We start from the raw sequence: 18,027 nt of genomic DNA, 5'->3' as shown, positions 1-18,027 counted from the left end.
GGAACCCACGCTCACATCCGTTCGTGTGGGTCAAAACCGCGGAGGACATCCTCGCCAAGATCGACCGGAAGAAGACTTCAGCCACGCGCCACTAGCGCGTATCAGACACCCGTTCCCGACTGCGACCGGCGCAGATCCATGTTGGGTGACGCCCCAATACCTGCAGGATCTCACAGTTCTTGCGCAGCAACCATCGCGACCTGCACCAGCTCGACGCCGCGGGCCCGGGAGACCCAGGTGCCGCGGCCGGGTGGCTGCGGGCACATCTTGACCGTGCCGAGGACGGTGCCCTCCTCGCGGGAGCCGCTCATCACCAGGCCGTCAGCGGCGAGGTCGCGGATGCGGGCGAGGAAGGTCTCGTACAGGCCGCGGGCCAGACCGCCGCTGCGCCGGGCGATGACCACCTTGAGCCCGATGTCGCGCGCCTGCGGCAGCAGGTCCAGCAGCGGGGCGAGCGGATTCCCGGTGGCGCTCGCGACCAGGTCGTAGTCGTCGACGATCAGGTAGATGTCCGGCCCCGTCCACCACGACCGTTCCTTGAGCTCCTGCGGCGTGACGTCCGGCCCCGGGCAGCGATCGCGGAGGATCTGCACCAGGTGCGCGACCATCGGGGTCAGCGTGTCCGACGACGACGCGTACCCCGCGAGGTGATCGCCCTCGAGCACACCGAGCAGCGTGCGGCGGTAGTCGACGAGCAGGACCTTGGTCTGCTGCGGCGTGCCGCCCGCGACGAGCGACGCGATCAGCGTGCGCAGCGTCTCGGTCTTGCCGCACTCACTGTCGCCGAGCACGAGGAAGAAGGGCTGCGATTCGAACTGCAGTGTCGCCGCGGCCAGCTCGGCCTCGCCGACGCCGAACACCACGTGCGTCGGCGGCGCACCGCGGCGCCCGGGGATGCGGTCGCGGAGCACCAGGTCGGGCAGCATCCGCACCTCGGGGGCACCGTCCGCGTAGCGGGACGCCAGATCCGCCACGACGGCCTCTTGCGCGGCGGGGAGGTCGGCCGACGGTGCGCCGCTCGGCAGCGCGACCAACATGTGCAGCTGTTCCGACGTGATACCGCGGCCGGGCCGCCCCATCGGGACGAGCCCCGCGACCCGGCGACCCATCTCCGAGTCCATCGGGTCACCGAGCCGCAGCTCGATCCGGGTGCCGAGCTGGTCCTTGACCGCGGGCCGGATCTCACCCCATCGTGACGCCGCGACGACGAGGTGCACGCCGTACGAGAGCCCCTGGGCCGCTATCGCGTTCACCTGCGGCTCCAACACCTCGAATTCCGTCCGCAGCACCTGCCAGCCGTCGATGACGAGGAAGACGTCGCCGAACGGGTCCGCGGCGGCCGCCGGATGCGCGCGGTACTGCTCCATCGACTGCACCCCGTGATCGCGGAACGCCGCCTCGCGTCGCCGGATCAGCCCCGATACCTCGGCGACGGTGCGCCGCACGCGATCCGGATCCAGGCGGCCCGCCACCGACCCCACATGAGGCACGCCCGACAGGCCTGCGAGCGAGCCGCCGCCGAAGTCGAGGACGTAGAACTGGACCTGCCGCGGCGTGTGCGTGAGCGACGCGGACACCACGAGGGTCCGCAGCGCGGTCGACTTGCCGGATTGCGGACCGCCGACCACCGCGACATTGCCCTGCGCACCGAACAGGTCCACCACCAACAGGTCCCGCCGCTGATCGTAGGGCCGATCGACCACGCCGATCGCGACCCGCAGCGGCGTCGCGTCGTTCCGACGCAGGTGTTCGGCCAGCTCCCCGACGACCGCGGACTCGTCGAGCGGCGGCAGCCACACCTCGTGCGCGGGGAGCCCGTGCCCGGACAGTCTGCCCACCATCGTCTGGAGGAGCGACGGTGCGCCCAACGCCCCGTCCGGAGTGGCGGGTACGCCCTTCCCGGCGGCGGACGGCGGCACCGGATCGCCGGGCTGCGCCGGAATCCGCTGCAGGCCCGCCGGTAGACCCGAGGCACGACGCTCGATCGGGGCCGCCGCGTTGCGGTACTCGCGCACCGTCGCGCTTCCCACTGTGGCGCGTCGGGCCGCCGCGGGTCCCGCGCTGGGCGGCACGTACTCGCCGGACACGTAACAGGCGTGGAAGCGGCGCGGCGGGTCGGCGTCGAACTTGAGGTACCCGGCGCCCGGCGTCGACGGCAGATGGTAGGCGTCCGGGACTCCCAGCACCGCGCGGGACTCACTGGCGGAGAAGGTCTTGAGGCCGATGCGGTAGGACAGATGCGAGTCCAGTCCACGGAGCTTGCCCTCCTCCAGACGCTGCGAGGCGAGCAACAGGTGGATGTGCAGCGACCGGCCGAGGCGCCCGATGGCGACGAACAGTTCCGCGAAATCAGGCTTCTGTGCGAGCAGCTCGGAGAACTCGTCCACGATGACCACCAATGCCGGTAGCGGGTCGAGCGGGGCGCCCGAACGGCGCGCCTTCTCGTACTCGCCCACGTTGGCGAAATTGCCCGCGCGCCGGAGCAGTTCCTGCCGCCGGTTCATCTCGCCGGAGAGCGCGTCGCGCATGCGGTCGACCATCGCGATCTCCTCCTCGAGGTTCGTGATGACCGCGGCCACGTGGTTGAGCGACTCCAGGCCGAGGAAGGTGGCACCGCCCTTGAAGTCGACGAGGACGAGGTTCAGCGCCTCGGGCGCGTGCGTGGCGACCATCGACAGCACCAGGGTGCGGAGGAACTCGGATTTTCCGGAACCCGTTGCACCGATGCAGAGTCCGTGCGGCCCCATGCCGCTCTCCGCGGCCTCCTTGAGGTCGAGCTCGATCGGCTCACCCTGCGGTCCCACTCCGATCGGGACGCGCAGCCGCTCGCGCGCCGTGCGCTCGCGCCACGCCGATTGAGGCGTGATCGCCGCGGCGTCGGCGATCCCGATCAGAGCCGGGAGGCCGGGATCGGACGGTCCGCGGTCACCGTCGAAGTCGAGCAGCTCGGCCATCGACGCCGGCCGGAACCTCCCGACACGCCGCGCCGTGACCTGGGCGGCGCCCGCGGTGACGGCATCGGGCCGGGCGAAGAACTCGACGCCCGCGGCGCTGCGCGCACCGAGGCGGCGGGAGTCGTCGAGCACCAGCTGCAGGCCGGAGCGAACGGCGAGCGAGTCGGGTTCCGGGGCCAGGTCGATCAGCGTGACGCCGTCGATCCCGATCGCCGTGTCGAGGACTCCGCCGGGCGTCACCGCGATGCCCCGGTCCAACAGGATCACGTGGTGAATGCGGCCGGGGTCGACAGGGGTCGCGCGGGCGAAGGCACCGCGATCGGCGAGATCCGGTGCGATCGCGTCCTCGAGCTCAGCGGCCGAACCGTAGACGGTGCGGACCGGGCCGAGGGCATCGCACCGCGTCGGATGCGCCACGTGCGGCAGCCATTTGAGCCAGCCCCACTCGGCGGAATCCACCTCGGCCGTGGCGACGGCGATCCGCACGTGGTCCGGCCCGTGCAGCAGCGCCAGGCTCAGTAGCATGGCACGGGCCGCGTCGAAGACCTCGGCGCGCGGACCGTCGAGCCCGACGGCCGGGAACCCGCGCAGTGCGACCGCCACCGGCAGGCCCGGAACGGACGCGCCGTGCCGGACGAACCGGCGCAGCGCCACCGTCGACACCGGTTCGAGGTCCTCGAGCGGCCCCGTCTCCGGCGGCACGAGCCGCGTGGCGAGCCGCTGGCCGCCGACGCCGATCCGCACGTGCAGGAAGTCCGGATCCGCCGGACGCCGCTCCCACATGCGTCGCGTACCGACGCATCCCGGCAGTGCCTCCGGGGCCGGATGGATCCACTCCAGCGCGGCGCGTTGCTCGGCGCGGGTGCGGTCCACCTGGCCGCGGATCTGGCCCAGGTAGCGCAGGTAGTCCTTGCGGTCCTCGTTGAGCTCGGCCGCGGACGCGCCGGTGCCCCTGTTGTTCATGCCGTACATGCCGAACATCGACACGAGCATCATCAGCGGGAACATCATCATGTACGGGCTCTGCATCATCGCGCTTCCCGAGGTGAACATCAGCGCGATCATGCCCACCACCGCGACCACCATCACCACCGGGAGCAGCTTGCCGAGCAGCCCGCCCGGCACGGCGCGAGGAATCTCGGGCGGCGCCTGGAGCGCCACCTCACCGCCCGGTGTGCGCGGCGGCGCCAGGCGCTGCCTGCGCGCGAAACCCTCTGTGACGGGCTCGAAGACCACGTCCGTCGTCTCGGCCACTTCCCGCGCCTCCCCCGGAATGCGGCGCGCCCCCACGCGCCGTCGTGGCACCACCATGCACCGCACGGCCCGCCGATGGAAGCGGTTCGACGAATTTCGCCCGGAGGGGAACCGATCGCAGGGCCGGTGCGTCCAATTCATATGGGGTCCTGTGCCGGCCCGGCGTACGGCATGCGAGGGGGAGTGCTTATGACCGACATCGACATCGCGGAGGAGACGACCGCGGAAGTTGCTCGGCTGAGCCGGGTCTCGGTGCTGTGCGGCGGCGCGCAGGTGGACGTCTCCCTGCCGCTGCTCACGCCCACCGAGGTGCTCATCCCGGAGCTGGTGCGGCTGTTCGGCGATCGCATCGGCGAGTCGGCGGAGTCCGCGTGGTCGCGTCCGTGGCGGCTGGCGCCGGTCGGCGGGGAGCCCTTGCCCGGCCCGCAGACCCCTGCGGACACCGGAATCACCGACGGTGCGCTGCTGGTCCTGTTCGTGGCCGACGCGCCGCCCCCTCCGCCCGTCTTCGACGACGTCTTCGACCGGACGGCGGCGGACCTGACTGCCGGACGGCGGTGGGACGAGCGGGCCGCGATGACCGTGGGCCTCGCGGTGCTGGTCCTCGCCGTGGTCGCGACGGGCGCGGTGTCGCTGCGCATCGGGCTCGCGCCCCGCAGCGCCGACGGCGCGGTCGCGAGCGGGGTGTTCGCCCAACTGTGGTGCGGCGCGGCCGGCATCGCGCTGATCGCCGGCTCGTTGCTGACGGCGCGCCGGATGCGCTCGGCCGGCCCGGTTCCCACTGCCCTCGCGGCGTGTGCCGTGGTGCTGGCCGCGGTCACCGGTGCGCTCACGGTGCCGCTCGGCGCCGACGGCCGGTACGGCGCGGCGCACGCGCTTCTCGGCGCCGCCGCCGCAGCAGTCACGGCCCTCGTCGCACTGCGGTTCACCGGCCGCGGCATCGCGGTTCACACCGCCGTGCTCACGGCGTCCGCCCTGGCCGGCACCGCGATGTTCGCCGCGATGTGGCTGCCCGGCCGCCGGGCGGCGATCGGGGCCACCGTCGCGATCATCGCCTACCTGGTCGTGGTGTTCGCGGCCCGGATCGCCGCTGTCGCAGCCCGGATCCCGGTGCCGCACGTGCCCGCAGCCGGGGAACGGATCGATCCGATCGACGACGACCCGCCGCCGACCGTCGCCGGTGTCGGTGCCGTGGCGTCCGGACTCGTGGACGAACAGGCCGAGGCTCCGCGCTCCACCTTCGCCCAGCTGGTCTGCACCGGGATCACCGTCGGCGCGGCGGCAGCGGGAACCGTGGCGGCTCTGACCGTCGGCGCCGGTACCCGCGAACTGCCCGGCCAGCACCTGGCGTTCGCGATCGTCATCGCCGTCGCGTTCTGTCTACGAGGCCGCACGCATGCGGAGCCGGTCCAGGCGGGGGCCGGGATCCTCGGCGGCGCCGTCATCGCGATCGGCATCGCCACGAGCTTGGCCTGGGGCTTCGGATACTGGCCCGCGATCGGACTCGTCGCACTGGCCGTGATCGCCGGCCTGGCTCTGGCCTGCGGCGCGGCCGCTCCGCGGATCACCTTCAGCCCGGTGCAGCGCCGGCTTGCGGAGGTCGGTGAGTACCTCACGATCGCCGCCGCCGGCCCTCTGCTGGGCTGGGTGTGGGACGTGTACGCGACGGTCCGGAATCTCTGATGGGGCGTCGGATCCGGGCCGGCACCGTCGCCGCGGTTGTCGTTCTCGCGGTGCCGGTCGTTCCAGCTGCCGCTGATCCGCCCGCGTCCGACGGTGCGCCGCGCGGGCCCGTGGCCCCGCTCGCGCCCACCGTCCAACGGACGCAGTGCAACTCGCTGCGCACGCAGGCCGGAACCGACTACGCCCGTGCCGATCACGCCCTCCGGGCATTGCGCTTCGACCAGGCGTGGCGGTTCACCCGCGGCGAGGGACAGAAGGTCGCGGTGATCGACACCGGCGTCACACCGCACCCGCGCCTCGGGGAGGTGATCGCGGGCGGCGACTACGTCTCCTCCGGAGACGGCCGCGACGACTGCGACGCCCACGGCACCGCCGTGGCCGGGATCATCGCCGCGCGTCCCGCACCCGGCGACGCCTTCGCGGGCGTGGCGCCCGCGGCGTCGATCATCGCGATCCGCCAGGCGAGCGCCGCCTTCGAGGCGCAGCAGCGCGGCGTCAACAGCCACGGCAACGTGACCACGATGGCCTACGCAGTGGTCCGCGCCATCGACCTCGGCGCCACCGTCATCAACATCTCCGAGGTGGCATGCGGACGTTCGGCCGCCGAACTCGGGGACGACGCCCTGGGACGCGCCGTGCGCTTCGCGGCCGAGCGGAACGTGGTCGTGGTCGCGTCTGCGGGCAACGTCGGGTCCGGCGGGCCGTGCGCGGAACAGAACACGAATCCCGCTGCTCCCGCGACGATCGCGTCACCCGCACGCTTCGCCGAGCAGGTGCTCGCCGTCGGCGCCACCGAGCCCGACGGGCGGCCGGCAGCGTTCTCGCTGGCGGGGCCGTGGGTCACCGTCGCCGCTCCGGGCACGGACGTGACCACGCTCGAGCCGCGCGGAGCCGGCCTGGCCAATGCGCAGGTGACCCGTGAGGGCACCGGTCCGCTCGCCGGCACCAGCTTCGCCGCGCCCTACGTGGCGGGCGTGGCGGCCCTGGTCCGGTCGCGGTTCCCACAGCTCACCGCGGCGCAGGTCCGTACCCGGATCCTCGCGACCGCGCGGCGGTCCGCCGGGATGGGCGGCGCGGGCGTCGTCGACCCCGTCGCGGCGGTCACCGCGGAACTTCCCGGGGAGGCCCCCGGTTCGGGCCGTCTCGATGCCCCGGCGCCGGCGGCGCCGGACCACCGGCCGCGCACCGTCGCGCTGGGCGGCGTCGGGCTCCTGATCATCGCCGCCATCGCAGCCTGCCTGGCCCGCCGCAGAGCCTGAGGTGCGCTACCGGACCGGTAGGAGTCGGCGCACCCGGGCAGAACGGACGCCGGGAGCCATCACACCCGACATGCCCGCCGCTGGCCTCATGCACGGGCCCATGGCCTTGCCACGACGGTCGCCAGAGCGGCACCGCCTTCCGGTGCCGGAGATAGTCAGCGGGACACCGTGATCGGCGTACCGTCGCGGGTCACCGCCGCTGCGCCGCGGGTGAGGTCCGGGCCCGCGGGCAGTGCGGAAAGGACCGACCAGGCCACGGGCCGAGGCTGATGCAGCAGCCCGAGGATCTGCGCGGTCCCCGTGTCGGGAATGCCGAATCGCACGCCCGAGTCGGAGACGTAGAACAGGCCGTCTCGACGCTCGCCGCCGGGCTGCGCCGAGATCACGTACTCACCCGAGCCCGACGGCACGAGCGCCGCATCCAGTGCGTCGCCGGCACCGTCGGCCCCGGCGAGGGCCACGGGCGTGCCGCGCCCCGGCGGTACGGTGAAGGCACGCAGTTCGACGGTGCCCCCGCCCTGTCCGTCGGCGGAGGCCGCGGCGCAGACGACGGGCGCCTCCCGCACCGTGCGGAGAACCGGGCGCTTGTTCGGCAGGTCCCCGACGGGCACCGAGCGGCGGACGGGCGCCGCGGCGACGACCGAGGCGGGCACGGTCACGATCGGACCGCCCACCTGATCACCCGCGCGGATGAGGTCGGCGGCCCACTGCCCCACCGGTTGCACCCCGTCGGCGAGCACGACGTAGAGGCGGTCCCGGTCGGCGTCCGCGACCCGCACCACATCGCCCACTCGCGATCCGGGGACCGCCGTGGCGGACTGGCCGCGGCCGGGGATCTGGGGGACGGCGATGTCGTCGATCCGGGCGAAGGCGTTGAGCAGAGGTGCGCTGACCGCGCGGGCCTGCGCGCCGTCGATGCCCGCGAGCCGGCGGACAACCGGATCCGCGGGATCGACCGGCGCGCGGAACCCCCTCAGCAGCAGGAAGTACCGGTCCTCTCGACGCACCAGCACCGCCCCCTCCTCGGCAGTCCCGTCGTCGACGGAGGTGACCATCGTGTCGAGCGCATCGCGCGCGGTGGGCTTGTCCGACGGTGCCGGCCGCGTCCGATCGCACAGTAGCCACGGCGAGGCGCCGTCCTTCCAGGCCGAGACCGGGCCGAGGATCTGAGCCGGAGCACCGATGATCCCCACCTCGGGACCGCGCCGGAAATCGCTGAGCCGCTTGTCCTTCACCGAGGTGGGCGAGGCGGCCTCGCCCACCACCAGGCGCGCGGACGCGAGACCGGTCACGGGATGCAACACGTCCTCCACGCGGACGTACAGCGCGCCGGACTCCTTGGCCAGCACGATCTTCGCGTTCCCGACGGCGCCCTGCGGGCGGATCAGCGCGAGGACTCCGCAGCCGCCGGTGACCACGAGCGCCAGGACCAGTCCCACCACGAGAGAGCGGGACTGCGAGGCCATGGGATCCGAGATCATCCGTGGATCGCGGCGCAGCAGCGCGTGATCCATCCGCCGCAACACGAATCGGTACCCGCTGACCTGCGCGCGGGTGGTCAGTTGTTGACGCATGTCTCGCTCGCCTCCCCCAAGGTGTGTGCCGATCCGCTTCCCCCGAAGCGGTCGTGCTGTGGCCGAGAATACGGTATTTTCGCGGCACTGCAGGACGTTTCGGGGGAGACGGCCGAGCTCGAGGGGGAGCGTTCATGGATCAGTCAATACGGTCGACCGGACTCACCGCTCCAGGGAGGTGGCACCGCTCGACGTGGCCGGCCACCGGAGCGGTGCTCCTCGCCGAGGCCGGCGCCGCGGTCTCGGGGCTCGGCACCGCGGCGCTCGGCGGGCCGCACTGGGCCGCCGCCACCGCCGCGCTCGTGGTCGGGGGCGGGGCGCTGACCCGGGTGCGCGGCACCTCCGGTGCGGAGTTCGTCGCGGATCGGCTCGCCGTGCGCGCGGCGGCCGGGGTCCGGGTCGAGGCCGCACCCTATCCCGGCGGCGGTGACATCGGAGTACGCCGCAGCGGCGACGGACTGACCGCGTTCGTGCGGATCGCCGCGTCGACGCCGCACCTGGTCGCGCTGCTGCGCCAGGACGATCCCGCGGTGCCGCTGAGCGTGCTCGCGGGGCTGCTCCGTCATGGCGACACACCCGCGTCGCGGATCGATGTGCTCGTCAGCGGCGGCCGAGTGCCCGGTGAGCCGCCCAACCCGCGGCAGCGCTACCGGCAGCTCCTGGGGCCCGTGAACCGCTGGGCTTCGGTCGACGTGCTCATCGGCATCACGATCGATCCACGGGCGTGTGCGGCGGCGTGCCTCCGGCGGGGCGGCGGACCGTCGGGCGAGGGCCGGGTAGCCGCGCTGGCGGCGCAACGGGCGATCGACCTGCTGCGAGCATCAGGCATCGACGCGACCGTGGCGCGCCCGGCCGAGGCGGCCCGCCTGGACACCTCCCCGCCCTCCGGGGCCGAGCATCTGGACCCCGGCATCCTCTCCCGCGGCGGCCTCGGCGACCTGTTCCGGGCGGACGCACCGGGCACGGTCGGCGCGACGCTGCGCGCCGGTGCGGGTCGCGGTGTGCTGCTGGGCGCGTGGCACAGCGCAGTCGGCTCGGGCGACCACCCGCAACGCGGCGATCACGAGGCGGCCGGTGCCGCGAGCGCCCTGGAGTACGTCCACCTCCCCCTGAGCGGGGCGGGCCAGATCCTCGGGTCCGATGCAGCCGGCGAGCCGGTGGGAGTGCGTCTCCACGGGCGCGGCGTCCGGACGGTCTGGGCCGCCGTCGCCGACGATCCCGCCCGCCAGCTGGTCGAGCGCGCGGTCGCGACCGGCGCGCGGGTACTCGTGGTGACGGGCCGGCCCGCGATGTGGGAGCCGCTCGTCTCCTGGGTGGGATCGCCTCGGCACCTGTGGATCTCCGGCTGGCGGTACCCGGATCCGATCGCGCCCCTCCCCACCGACTACACGGTCACCGTGCTCGACGGCACCGCGATCGGGCTGCCACCGGGCTCGGCCGAGCCCGCGGGCACGGTCTGGCGGGTCGAGCAGGCCGGGATCTCCCCGGTCTCCGAGGCCGACGTGGTGCTCAGCCAGCCGATGCCCGGAATGCTCACCGTGCGGACCGACGGCGGCGCCGCGACCCTGCGGCTCGTCGCCTGACGCGGCCCACGCACGACGGGGCCCGGCGACCGATCGGTCGCCGGGCCCCGTCGCCGCTCCCGCTAGGCCTGCCAGCCCTGTGCGGCCTGCGCGTTGGTCGTCTGCATCGACTGGACCGCGTTCTCGGCGGCCGTCTTGACCCGGGTCAGCAGCGACGTGATCTCCTCGAAGCCCGAGTTCCACTTCGTCTGCACCGCCTGATAGGCGGTCGCGGAATCCGGGTCCTCCCAGGCGCCCTCGAACTTCTTCTGCTCCGCGACGATGCTCTCCGCCTGCTGGAGCAGGACCGTCGTGCGGGTGGCGATGTCGTCGAGCGCGCCGCGGATCGTGGCGTAGTCGTACCGGATGTAGTCACTCATGATGGTTCCCCCTGGTTCCTTCGATGGATCAGACGTTCAGCACGCCGCCGAAGCCGGCGTTGATGTCGGAGACGTTCTGTTCCTCCTGCGCGCCGTAGCTCGCGGTGTTGTTCGTGAGCATGGTGCTGATGTCGTCCAGCGCGGTGTTGATCTTGGCCGCGCTCTCGTCCCAGCGCGCCATCACGCCGAGGAACGCCACCTGCGCCGCACCCGCCCACACGCCCTGCGTGGCCTCCACGTCGCCCCGCAACTGCCCGAGCGTGCCCTTCATCTGAGCGCCGAGGTCGTCCAGCGTCCCGGCGCCGGTCTTCATCGCCGCGAGTTCGGCCTTGGTCGTCATGTCGTACTCCTCCCCGCCGGACGTGCCGGCACGTCGCGACCCGCACCGGTTGGCACGAGCCGTCCCCGGTCACGGCGTCCAGCCGCCCCCCGGAAGTTCTTCGCAGGCGCTCCGCAGCGCCCTACCGATCCGATGCGCGCTCCCCTCCGCCACCGCCATCCACGCTCCGGCGCCCGTCCCGCCCGCCGTGCGGACGACGACGCGGCCACTCGGCGCGTCGATCACCGCGACGACACCCGCACACCGGGACTCGCCCGCGTGCACCGTGAACTCGACGCTGCGCCGCGACCGCGTGAACACCCTCGCGATCAGCCGCGCCGGATCCACCCCGACCCCGATCGCTCGGAGCCCGGCCGCGACCTCGGATGCATCCCCCGCACTCAGGGCCTCCATGCCCGACGCGGCGGGAAAGGACGCCGCGACAGCCGGATCCGCGGGCGCACCGGCGCCGAGCAACGGCGCGACCAGCACGCCCAGCCGGTCCGCGGAGCCGTCGCAGTGCGGCAGATCCACGGTCGCGGTACCCGCGCTACGGATCACGCGCGCCGTCCGATGTCCCGAACGGGCCAGGCACAGCCTCGAACCCAGCGCATCGGACGCGCGCCCTTCGATCCGCACCTCGGGCGCGGCGAGGACGCCCAGGGCCGCGATCTCGTCGTCGTCCAGGTCGTCGTCCTGCTCCGGCCGCGTCGGCCCGCCGAGCGCCGGTCCACCGGATTCGACGGTGTGCCGAGGATCCGGCGGAGTCCACAGCACGGGCGGCACGTCCGTACCGAAACGGGCTGTGAGCGCGGCGACCGCGTGCACGCTCACAGCTCCTCCACCAGGCTCTCGCCGTGGGCGCCGAGCACCGCGGGCGCGGCGTGCACCACGAAGGCGTCGACCGCATCCTCGTCACCCTCGGAGGACATGGCGCCCGGTGTGTGGGTGACCGCGTGCTTCGCCCCGGCACCCGCCGCCGCTGCGCCCATCAGCCCCGCGGGCATCATCGGAACGCCGCGCCCGCCTGTGGCGGCCGTGTTCCCGGTCGGGCCCGGACGTGCGCCGGTACCCACCTGATCGCGCTGCAGCGCGCTCGCCGGGAACGCGGACAGCGGCGCGGCCGGAACGCCGACACCGCCGGCCGCGCCGCCGCGGCCTCCTCCCGCTCCGGATCCCTTGTCCTTGCCGGACTTCTCGCGCCCCGTGGCCGTCGTCGGGGGCGGCGCGAACTCCCAGGGCGCCCGGAGCGGCTCTGCGGCGCGCTCGAATCCGACCATCACCGCGGCCGCCGTACCGTGTGCCTGCTGCTCGGTCCGTTCCGCATCGGCTGCGGCGCCCACCAGTGCCGCGACGGCGGGCTCCGCGCCGCCGGCGTCCGCCGCGGCCCGAGTGTTCTCCCGGTCCGTACGCATCCTCGTGGCCTCCGCCACCGAGGGCATCGCCCGCGCCGCGGTCTCGTAGGCCGACGCCTGGCCCGCGAGCTTCGCGGCGTACTCCGCGAGGTCGGCCGCATGCCGCGCCAGCCAGCGCGCGTACTCCGGGAGCGGGCCGGTGCGCCGAGCGTCCATGTCCGTGCGCCCCGTGTCCACGGCACCGTCGAGCTGCACGACCAGCCGGTCGAGCTGGACCGCGGCGGCGCCGTAGGCGGACGCGAGCCGCGCGGTCTCCTGCGCGGCGGTGGTGAGCGGCTGCGCGCCGGCGCCACCCAACAGCTCACTCGCGAGCCGCTCGGTGGAACGGGAGTACCAGTCGACGCCGGTGAACCCCGGATCGCGGGGCACCGTCAGACCGCCAGACCGACGACCGCCGCGAGCTCGCCGTCCGTGCGTTGGACGGCCGAGACGTGGCCGCTCACCGCCTCGCCGAGCCTACGCAGCTCGGCGGTGGACGTGGCCGCGGCGCTGGACTGGGCCTCCCCCATCCGGCGCGCGGTGTGCGCCACCGCGACCGACACCTCGTCCCGCCCCGTGGCGGGCGGCGCCGCGTGTGCCGCGAACCGCCGCTGCGCCCCGGTGAGATCCTCGACGATCCGCTCGATGCCGCGGGCGATCTCCCGCGCCTCCCGCGGATCCATGCTGAGCCTGGTACCTGTCATGGTCGTGCACTCCCCCCGAAGTTCTTCTCTCATTCATTAGACGCACCGGCTCCCGGCGCGGTTCCGCCCGCTACAGGCGCAGTTCGACGTCGGCCCCGGAGACGTCCGCAGCCGGCGACGCATCGCCGACCACCTGCGGCCCGACCAACGGCAGTTCCCCGAGTACCTGTTCCCCGTTGTCGCTGGTGACGAGATAGTCGGGCACGGCGTGATCGGCGCCGGATGCCCGCGCGCCCGCGGCGCCGGCCGCGCCCATCGGCATCATCCCGCCGCCCATCCCGCCGCGGGTGATCACCTCCGACGCGGGGACCGTGCGCGCGCCGCCGTCGACGACAGGGGTGCGCGCCGATGGTGTTCCCGGACTCGGCTGTGCCAGGGTCGCGGACGCCGCGCCGAGACCGGCGCCGGTAAGGCCGACGCCTCCGCCGCCCGCGCCGGCCCCCGCGCCCGCGCCGCTGCCCGTGGTCGTGGTCGTGGTGGCCACCGGGAACGCGTCCCGGTCTGCGTCCGGCGCGGCCGTCTCCTCGGACTCCGTGGTCGACTCCGCCAGGCCGCCGACCGCCTCCGCCGCCGAGCTCGCCAGGCCCACTGCTGTTTTCACGGCACCCGAGACGGTGTCGGTGGCGAGCTTCGTCACGCCCGTGAGTGCACCCGTCACCGCGGAGACCACACCCGGGACGATCGACGCGGCCGCCTGCGCCGCGGTCGTCGCCGCGGTCATCGGCGGCGCCGCCACCGGGACCTTGCGGCCCGCGGCGCCCACCTGCGCACTCAGTCCCGAGAGCTGACTCTTCGTACGCGCCACCACCTCCGTCGCATGCGCGAGGTGCTCCTCGGCGGCCGCCACCGCCGCGGCCTGACCGGGCGGGAGCCAGAGCGACGGCCCCAACGCCGCGATCACCGCCATGAACGAGTCGATGATCGCCTGCAACTCGGCCTCGCCCGTGCCGACGACGGTGGCGGCCTCGCCGACGGCCGTGGACAGCTCCGCGCCCTGCTCGGCCGCGAGGCCGGTTCCGGTCGCGGCCTCGAGCCCCTTGCCGGTGGCCGCCGTCGCGGCGGGCCCCTGCCACACGGAGGCGAGCTGCCCGATCGCCTGCATCCCCGTCCACACGCCCTGCTCGAGCGCCTTCGACGCCCCGGCCAGCGCTGCCGACGGGTCCAGCCCGCTGAAGCTGCCGGAACCGAAGGTGGACAGCAGATCTGTCATGGGTTTCACGAGACCCGCCACGTCGAAGCCCGGGAACTCCGGCGCCTCCGGCACGCCCTTCGGGGCTGGTGGGAGATCCTGCTGCGGCGGCTTCTCCGGCGCCGTGGGCACCGGCGGCAGACCGAGCGCGGTGAGTACCTCGTTCACCGGCCGGTCGAGCAGCGCCCGAATCGCCGGGTCCAGCCCGGCGTCCGGTGTCGCGGGATCGGCCATGGCCTACAGCACCGCCGAGGTCAGTCCCGCGACGTTCGCCACCTCGGTGGCGCCGTACGCGGCGACGGTGGCCGACGACGACGCCGCGATCCCGCCGTACAGCACCGCCAGCTCCGCGACGGACTCGACGTGGACCGCCTGCGCCGCCGTGAACGCCGCGAGGAAATCCTGCCCGATCAGCCCCAACGCCGGGTTGAGCGCCGCGACATTGGCCGCCGCATCCACCGACCCCGCCGTCGCGACCGCCACCCCGATACCGGCGTTGGCGGCGCCGAACGCCGCGATCGCCGAATTGATCGCCATGAACATCTCTCTCCCCCATCGTGTTCCCGGGCCCGGTGCGCGAGGCCCTCATCAATTGGACGCACCAGCTCGGGAATCGGATCCCGAAATCTTTCTCCGCCTCTCCGCGTCGCCCTCAGCCGGCCGCGATGTCGGCGTGGAACCGCTCCATGACCGCGCCGCGGCGGGCCGCGACCTCGCGCGCCGCAACGGCGCAGACGTCGACGATGCGCCGGCCGAGCACGGCACCGTCGGACCTGCAGGCCGCAGGCGTGAGCGTGAGGCCGACCAGAGCGCACACCCCGTCCAGCTCCACGCGGATGGCGCCGTCGGGGCTGGACACGGCGACCCGGAGGTCGTCGAGCTCGATCCTGGTGCGGCGCAGCACCCGCAGCTGCTCGTGCGCGCGGGCCTCGATGCGGTCCATCTCCTCACTCATCGGCTCAGACCCGCCGCAGCCACGTGCCGACCGCGTCGTCCGGCCGCTCCTGCGGCGCCGGCAGGTCCGGTAAGCGCATCGCCCGCAGCACCTCCTCCGCGACGCCGGCGCGTTCGAGTTCGGCGCGACGCCGGAGCCCGGCCGTGGTGGCGGCGTCGCGGCACAGCCGGACGATCGCGTCCGCGAGGTCCTGCGGCTCGCGGCGCAATTCGGTCCGCTCGATGGCGATGTGCAGCGGCGTGCCCTGGTCGTTCGCGCGCACCCGCAGGCCACCGTTCGTCGATGTGGCGATGGTCATCTCTCCCCCTTCATGATTCATTCCTCCCGCACGGTGCCGACGGCGCGCTCACACGCCCCCGCCAACGGCGCCGCCGTACGCCCGGCCTCACAGCCCACGCTGAGCTGCGCCGCCCCAGCGACGACCACGTACCAGTCCACGAACCGCTCCGCGTCGAGCTGCTCGCGGTAGCCGATCACCTCCCGCCCCGCTACCCGGGCGGCCGGATTCAGGTCGGTGATCCTGCGGTCGCCGCGCCGGGCGAGAGCCGCCTCGAGATCCGCTGCCACCGCTGCGGCGTCCGACGGCGCCCGCAGGCGGGTCCGCACCACGGTGACGCGACGGCCGTCGTCGGCCTGCGCGAGACGTCGGCCCGGTGCGGGTTCGGTGAGCGCCCACCCCTGCGGGAGGTCGACGACGGCACCGTCGAACGCGACGCGGACGAAGGTCTCCGCGGGCGGCACGGGCCGCCCGGGCGCGGACGGCGGCGTCCCGGGCAGGCACGCGACCACGCCCACGGCGATCACCCCGACGGTCCCGGCCCCGGCGGTGATCAGCGGCCACCGCCGGAATCGTGCGGTCGTTCGTCGCGGCGATTCTTCGGACGAACGACCGGACAATCGCGTCTCCGCCTCCCGCGGGGACGCTTCGAGCGTCGCGAGCACCTCCGCCGGATCCGTCCGGACCACGCGCCAGAGCTTCTCCGCGGCCAGCGCGGCGCGGACGGCCTCGTAGACCTCGGGCGGGCCGTCGACGAGGGCCTGATCGACCCGGTCGTCGAGGACGGCGCGCACCGCCCGCACCGGATCCGGGTGCGACGAGGCGGCGACGGGACGCCAGGCCCCGTCGGCGGATTCGAGGACGTGTGCCTGCGCGACCGGGCCGCGGCACTCGAGGACCACAGCCCGCCGGCAATCGAGGAGGCCGCTCGCGCGGACGAGCGCCTCGGCCCGCGGGAGGACCTCCGCCGCGACGCCGAGAGAGCCCGCGGCCGCCGCGATGAGACTCCGGCGAGGTGCGCCGAAGACGCTGGGCGCCAGCACCGTCCAGAAGCGCGACGGTGCGCTGCCGCTCGCCGCGTCGGCGAGCCACTGCGCCCACCGGCGGGTCGACTCGGCGGGTGTCGCGAACTCGCCCGTGGCCGCCGGTGCGGCCAGGGCGCGCACGGCACCGTCGGGCCCGCGTACGTACCATTCATCCCCCGCGCAATCGATGAGAGTGCGCTTCGGGTCCCCCAACCCGATCATGGCTGGGACTGTAGCGTGAACGCGCCCTCGGCGGAAGCGATTCCGGCCAACAGTCGCGAAATGCAGCCCGGCTACGTCGTTTCGTTCGGGTGGCTCGTGTGACCGTCAGGGCCTCTCGACCGGGTCGCCGTCCGCGCTCAGCCATTCCACCTCTGCACGACCGAGCCCCGCGGCGATCGCGGTCGCCGTCTCCCTCCACGACGTCAGCTCGGCCATCACCAGGTGCGGCTGATCCGTGGAGAACGAGGCCCGCGCAGCGTCAACGAGATCCTGTGCACACCGAACGCGCCCCTCCGCGGACAGAGCGAACATCCAAGGAAAAGCCCGCGTCATCCGATCGGCGAGCGACCCGTCTCCGTCCACAGCCACTCCGATGAGCTGTGCAGCGAACTCAAGGAGACGCGCCCTCCCTTCGGCCTCTCGTTGGGACATGAGGACGAGGTTCTCCCCGTCGCGCCGAGTCACGGTGACCGGGTGGTCCTCAGCCTCTGCGAACACCTCGGCCGACCGCTTACTGAGGTCAGAAGACCGGCGCGTCGTCGCGCGGAACGGTGCTGAAGGCATACTCCGATATGTATTCGGAACGTGTTCGGAAGTCGAGCTGGAGCGCCTACGGCACCCAGACATCAGTTCCTGGCGGGCTCCACCGGAGCCGATTCCGCGGATTCCCGCTTGCGGGCGCGGCGGCGGGTGATCACGGTGACGGCGATCGGGATGATGATCGTCAGCGCCGAGCCGATGAACAGCACCTCGAGATGCTCGCGCAGCAGCGGGATCCCGCCGAGGAAGTAGCCGAGCAGCACGATGCCGTCGCACCACAGGATCGAGCCGAGCACCGAGAACAGGGTGAACCTGCGGTGGTCCATCTTCGAGAAGCCCGCCAGCACCGGGACCAGCGTGCGGACGATGCCGATGAACCGGGCGAAGAGCACCGTGAACGGGCCGTACCTGTCGAAGAAGGCGTAGGTCTTGTCCACCGGATCCTGACCGATGAAGCGCATGACCCTGCCGCGCATCACCTTCGGCCCCGCGTACCGGCCGAGGGCGTAGCCGCACTGGTCGCCGAGGATCGCCGCGATCGGCAGGAACAACAGCAGCTGCCAGAGATGGGCGAAGGGCTGCGGCTGCGCCGCGAAGATGCCGGCGGTGAACAGGATCGAGTCCCCCGGGAAGACGAACCCCACCAGCAGACCGGTCTCGATGAAGATCAGCAGCACCAGGCCGATCAGGCCCGCGGAACCGAGGAAGCCGGTGACGTCGAAGGGGTTCACATCAC

17 protein-coding genes are annotated in these 18,027 nt (G+C 73.4%); 3 read left to right on the top strand and 14 right to left on the bottom strand.

The window, feature by feature from the left end:
- Nucleotides 1-170: 170 nt before the first annotated feature.
- A complete protein-coding gene (eccCa, locus tag ABZX10_RS17075) occupies nucleotides 171-4,208 on the bottom strand; it encodes a type VII secretion protein EccCa (RefSeq protein WP_355542274.1) in 4,038 nt (1,345 codons plus the stop codon).
- A gap of 189 nt (nucleotides 4,209-4,397) precedes the next feature.
- Between eccCa and eccD the strand changes: the two genes are divergently transcribed.
- Nucleotides 4,398-5,891, top strand: a complete 1,494-nt coding sequence (gene eccD, locus ABZX10_RS17070; RefSeq protein WP_355542271.1) for a type VII secretion integral membrane protein EccD — start codon at nucleotides 4,398-4,400, stop codon at nucleotides 5,889-5,891.
- Nucleotides 5,891-7,150: a type VII secretion-associated serine protease mycosin gene (gene mycP / locus ABZX10_RS17065; RefSeq protein WP_355542268.1), complete on the top strand. Its 1,260-nt coding sequence runs from the start codon at nucleotides 5,891-5,893 to the stop codon at nucleotides 7,148-7,150. Before eccD ends, mycP begins: the two co-directional genes overlap by 1 nt.
- 155 nt (nucleotides 7,151-7,305) lie before the next feature.
- Here mycP and eccB read toward each other — a convergent pair whose 3' ends face one another.
- On the bottom strand, nucleotides 7,306-8,724 hold the full coding sequence (gene eccB, locus ABZX10_RS17060; RefSeq protein WP_355542265.1) for a type VII secretion protein EccB: 1,419 nt from the start codon (nucleotides 8,722-8,724) through the stop codon (nucleotides 7,306-7,308).
- Nucleotides 8,725-8,858: 134 nt separating this feature from the next.
- Here eccB and ABZX10_RS17055 point away from each other — a divergent pair, with 134 nt between their 5' ends.
- Complete coding sequence (locus ABZX10_RS17055) at nucleotides 8,859-10,307, top strand: type VII secretion protein EccE (protein WP_355542262.1); 1,449 nt, start codon at nucleotides 8,859-8,861, stop codon at nucleotides 10,305-10,307.
- A gap of 62 nt (nucleotides 10,308-10,369) precedes the next feature.
- Here ABZX10_RS17055 and ABZX10_RS17050 read toward each other — a convergent pair whose 3' ends face one another.
- From ABZX10_RS17050 to ABZX10_RS16995, 12 genes are all read right to left on the bottom strand, one after another.
- Nucleotides 10,370-10,666, bottom strand: a complete 297-nt coding sequence (locus tag ABZX10_RS17050; protein ID WP_355542259.1) for a WXG100 family type VII secretion target — start codon at nucleotides 10,664-10,666, stop codon at nucleotides 10,370-10,372.
- Between the two features lie 28 nt (nucleotides 10,667-10,694).
- Nucleotides 10,695-11,006 carry a WXG100 family type VII secretion target gene (locus ABZX10_RS17045; RefSeq protein ID WP_355542256.1) on the bottom strand — a complete coding sequence of 104 codons (312 nt, stop codon included), beginning with the start codon at nucleotides 11,004-11,006 and terminating at the stop codon, nucleotides 10,695-10,697.
- A gap of 69 nt (nucleotides 11,007-11,075) precedes the next feature.
- Nucleotides 11,076-11,819, bottom strand: a complete 744-nt coding sequence (locus ABZX10_RS17040; RefSeq protein WP_355542253.1) for an ESX secretion-associated protein EspG — start codon at nucleotides 11,817-11,819, stop codon at nucleotides 11,076-11,078.
- Complete coding sequence (locus ABZX10_RS17035) at nucleotides 11,816-12,769, bottom strand: PPE domain-containing protein (protein WP_355542250.1); 954 nt, start codon at nucleotides 12,767-12,769, stop codon at nucleotides 11,816-11,818. The genes ABZX10_RS17040 and ABZX10_RS17035 overlap by 4 nt, the downstream gene beginning before the upstream one ends.
- 2 nt (nucleotides 12,770-12,771) lie before the next feature.
- On the bottom strand, nucleotides 12,772-13,083 hold the full coding sequence (locus ABZX10_RS17030) for a PE domain-containing protein (protein ID WP_355542247.1): 312 nt from the start codon (nucleotides 13,081-13,083) through the stop codon (nucleotides 12,772-12,774).
- A gap of 70 nt (nucleotides 13,084-13,153) precedes the next feature.
- Nucleotides 13,154-14,506: a hypothetical protein gene (locus tag ABZX10_RS17025; protein ID WP_355542244.1), complete on the bottom strand. Its 1,353-nt coding sequence runs from the start codon at nucleotides 14,504-14,506 to the stop codon at nucleotides 13,154-13,156.
- Between the two features lie 3 nt (nucleotides 14,507-14,509).
- Nucleotides 14,510-14,809: a hypothetical protein gene (locus tag ABZX10_RS17020; RefSeq protein ID WP_355542241.1), complete on the bottom strand. Its 300-nt coding sequence runs from the start codon at nucleotides 14,807-14,809 to the stop codon at nucleotides 14,510-14,512.
- A gap of 115 nt (nucleotides 14,810-14,924) precedes the next feature.
- Nucleotides 14,925-15,227, bottom strand: a complete 303-nt coding sequence (locus ABZX10_RS17015) for a YbaB/EbfC family nucleoid-associated protein (RefSeq protein WP_355542238.1) — start codon at nucleotides 15,225-15,227, stop codon at nucleotides 14,925-14,927.
- Nucleotides 15,228-15,231: 4 nt separating this feature from the next.
- On the bottom strand, nucleotides 15,232-15,525 hold the full coding sequence (locus ABZX10_RS17010; protein ID WP_355542235.1) for a hypothetical protein: 294 nt from the start codon (nucleotides 15,523-15,525) through the stop codon (nucleotides 15,232-15,234).
- A 17-nt stretch (nucleotides 15,526-15,542) separates the two neighbouring features.
- Nucleotides 15,543-16,751, bottom strand: a complete 1,209-nt coding sequence (locus ABZX10_RS17005) for a type VII secretion-associated protein (RefSeq protein ID WP_355542232.1) — start codon at nucleotides 16,749-16,751, stop codon at nucleotides 15,543-15,545.
- Between the two features lie 105 nt (nucleotides 16,752-16,856).
- A complete protein-coding gene (locus ABZX10_RS17000) occupies nucleotides 16,857-17,315 on the bottom strand; it encodes a prevent-host-death protein (protein ID WP_355542229.1) in 459 nt (152 codons plus the stop codon).
- A gap of 62 nt (nucleotides 17,316-17,377) precedes the next feature.
- On the bottom strand, nucleotides 17,378-18,022 hold the full coding sequence (locus ABZX10_RS16995) for a DedA family protein (protein WP_355542226.1): 645 nt from the start codon (nucleotides 18,020-18,022) through the stop codon (nucleotides 17,378-17,380).
- Nucleotides 18,023-18,027 lie beyond the last annotated feature (5 nt).

This window comes from Tsukamurella sp. NPDC003166, assembly GCF_040611135.1.
Classification (GTDB): domain Bacteria; phylum Actinomycetota; class Actinomycetes; order Mycobacteriales; family Mycobacteriaceae; genus Tsukamurella.
Note: the sequence above shows the minus strand (reverse complement) of the source record. Positions and strands in the feature narration are given on the sequence as shown.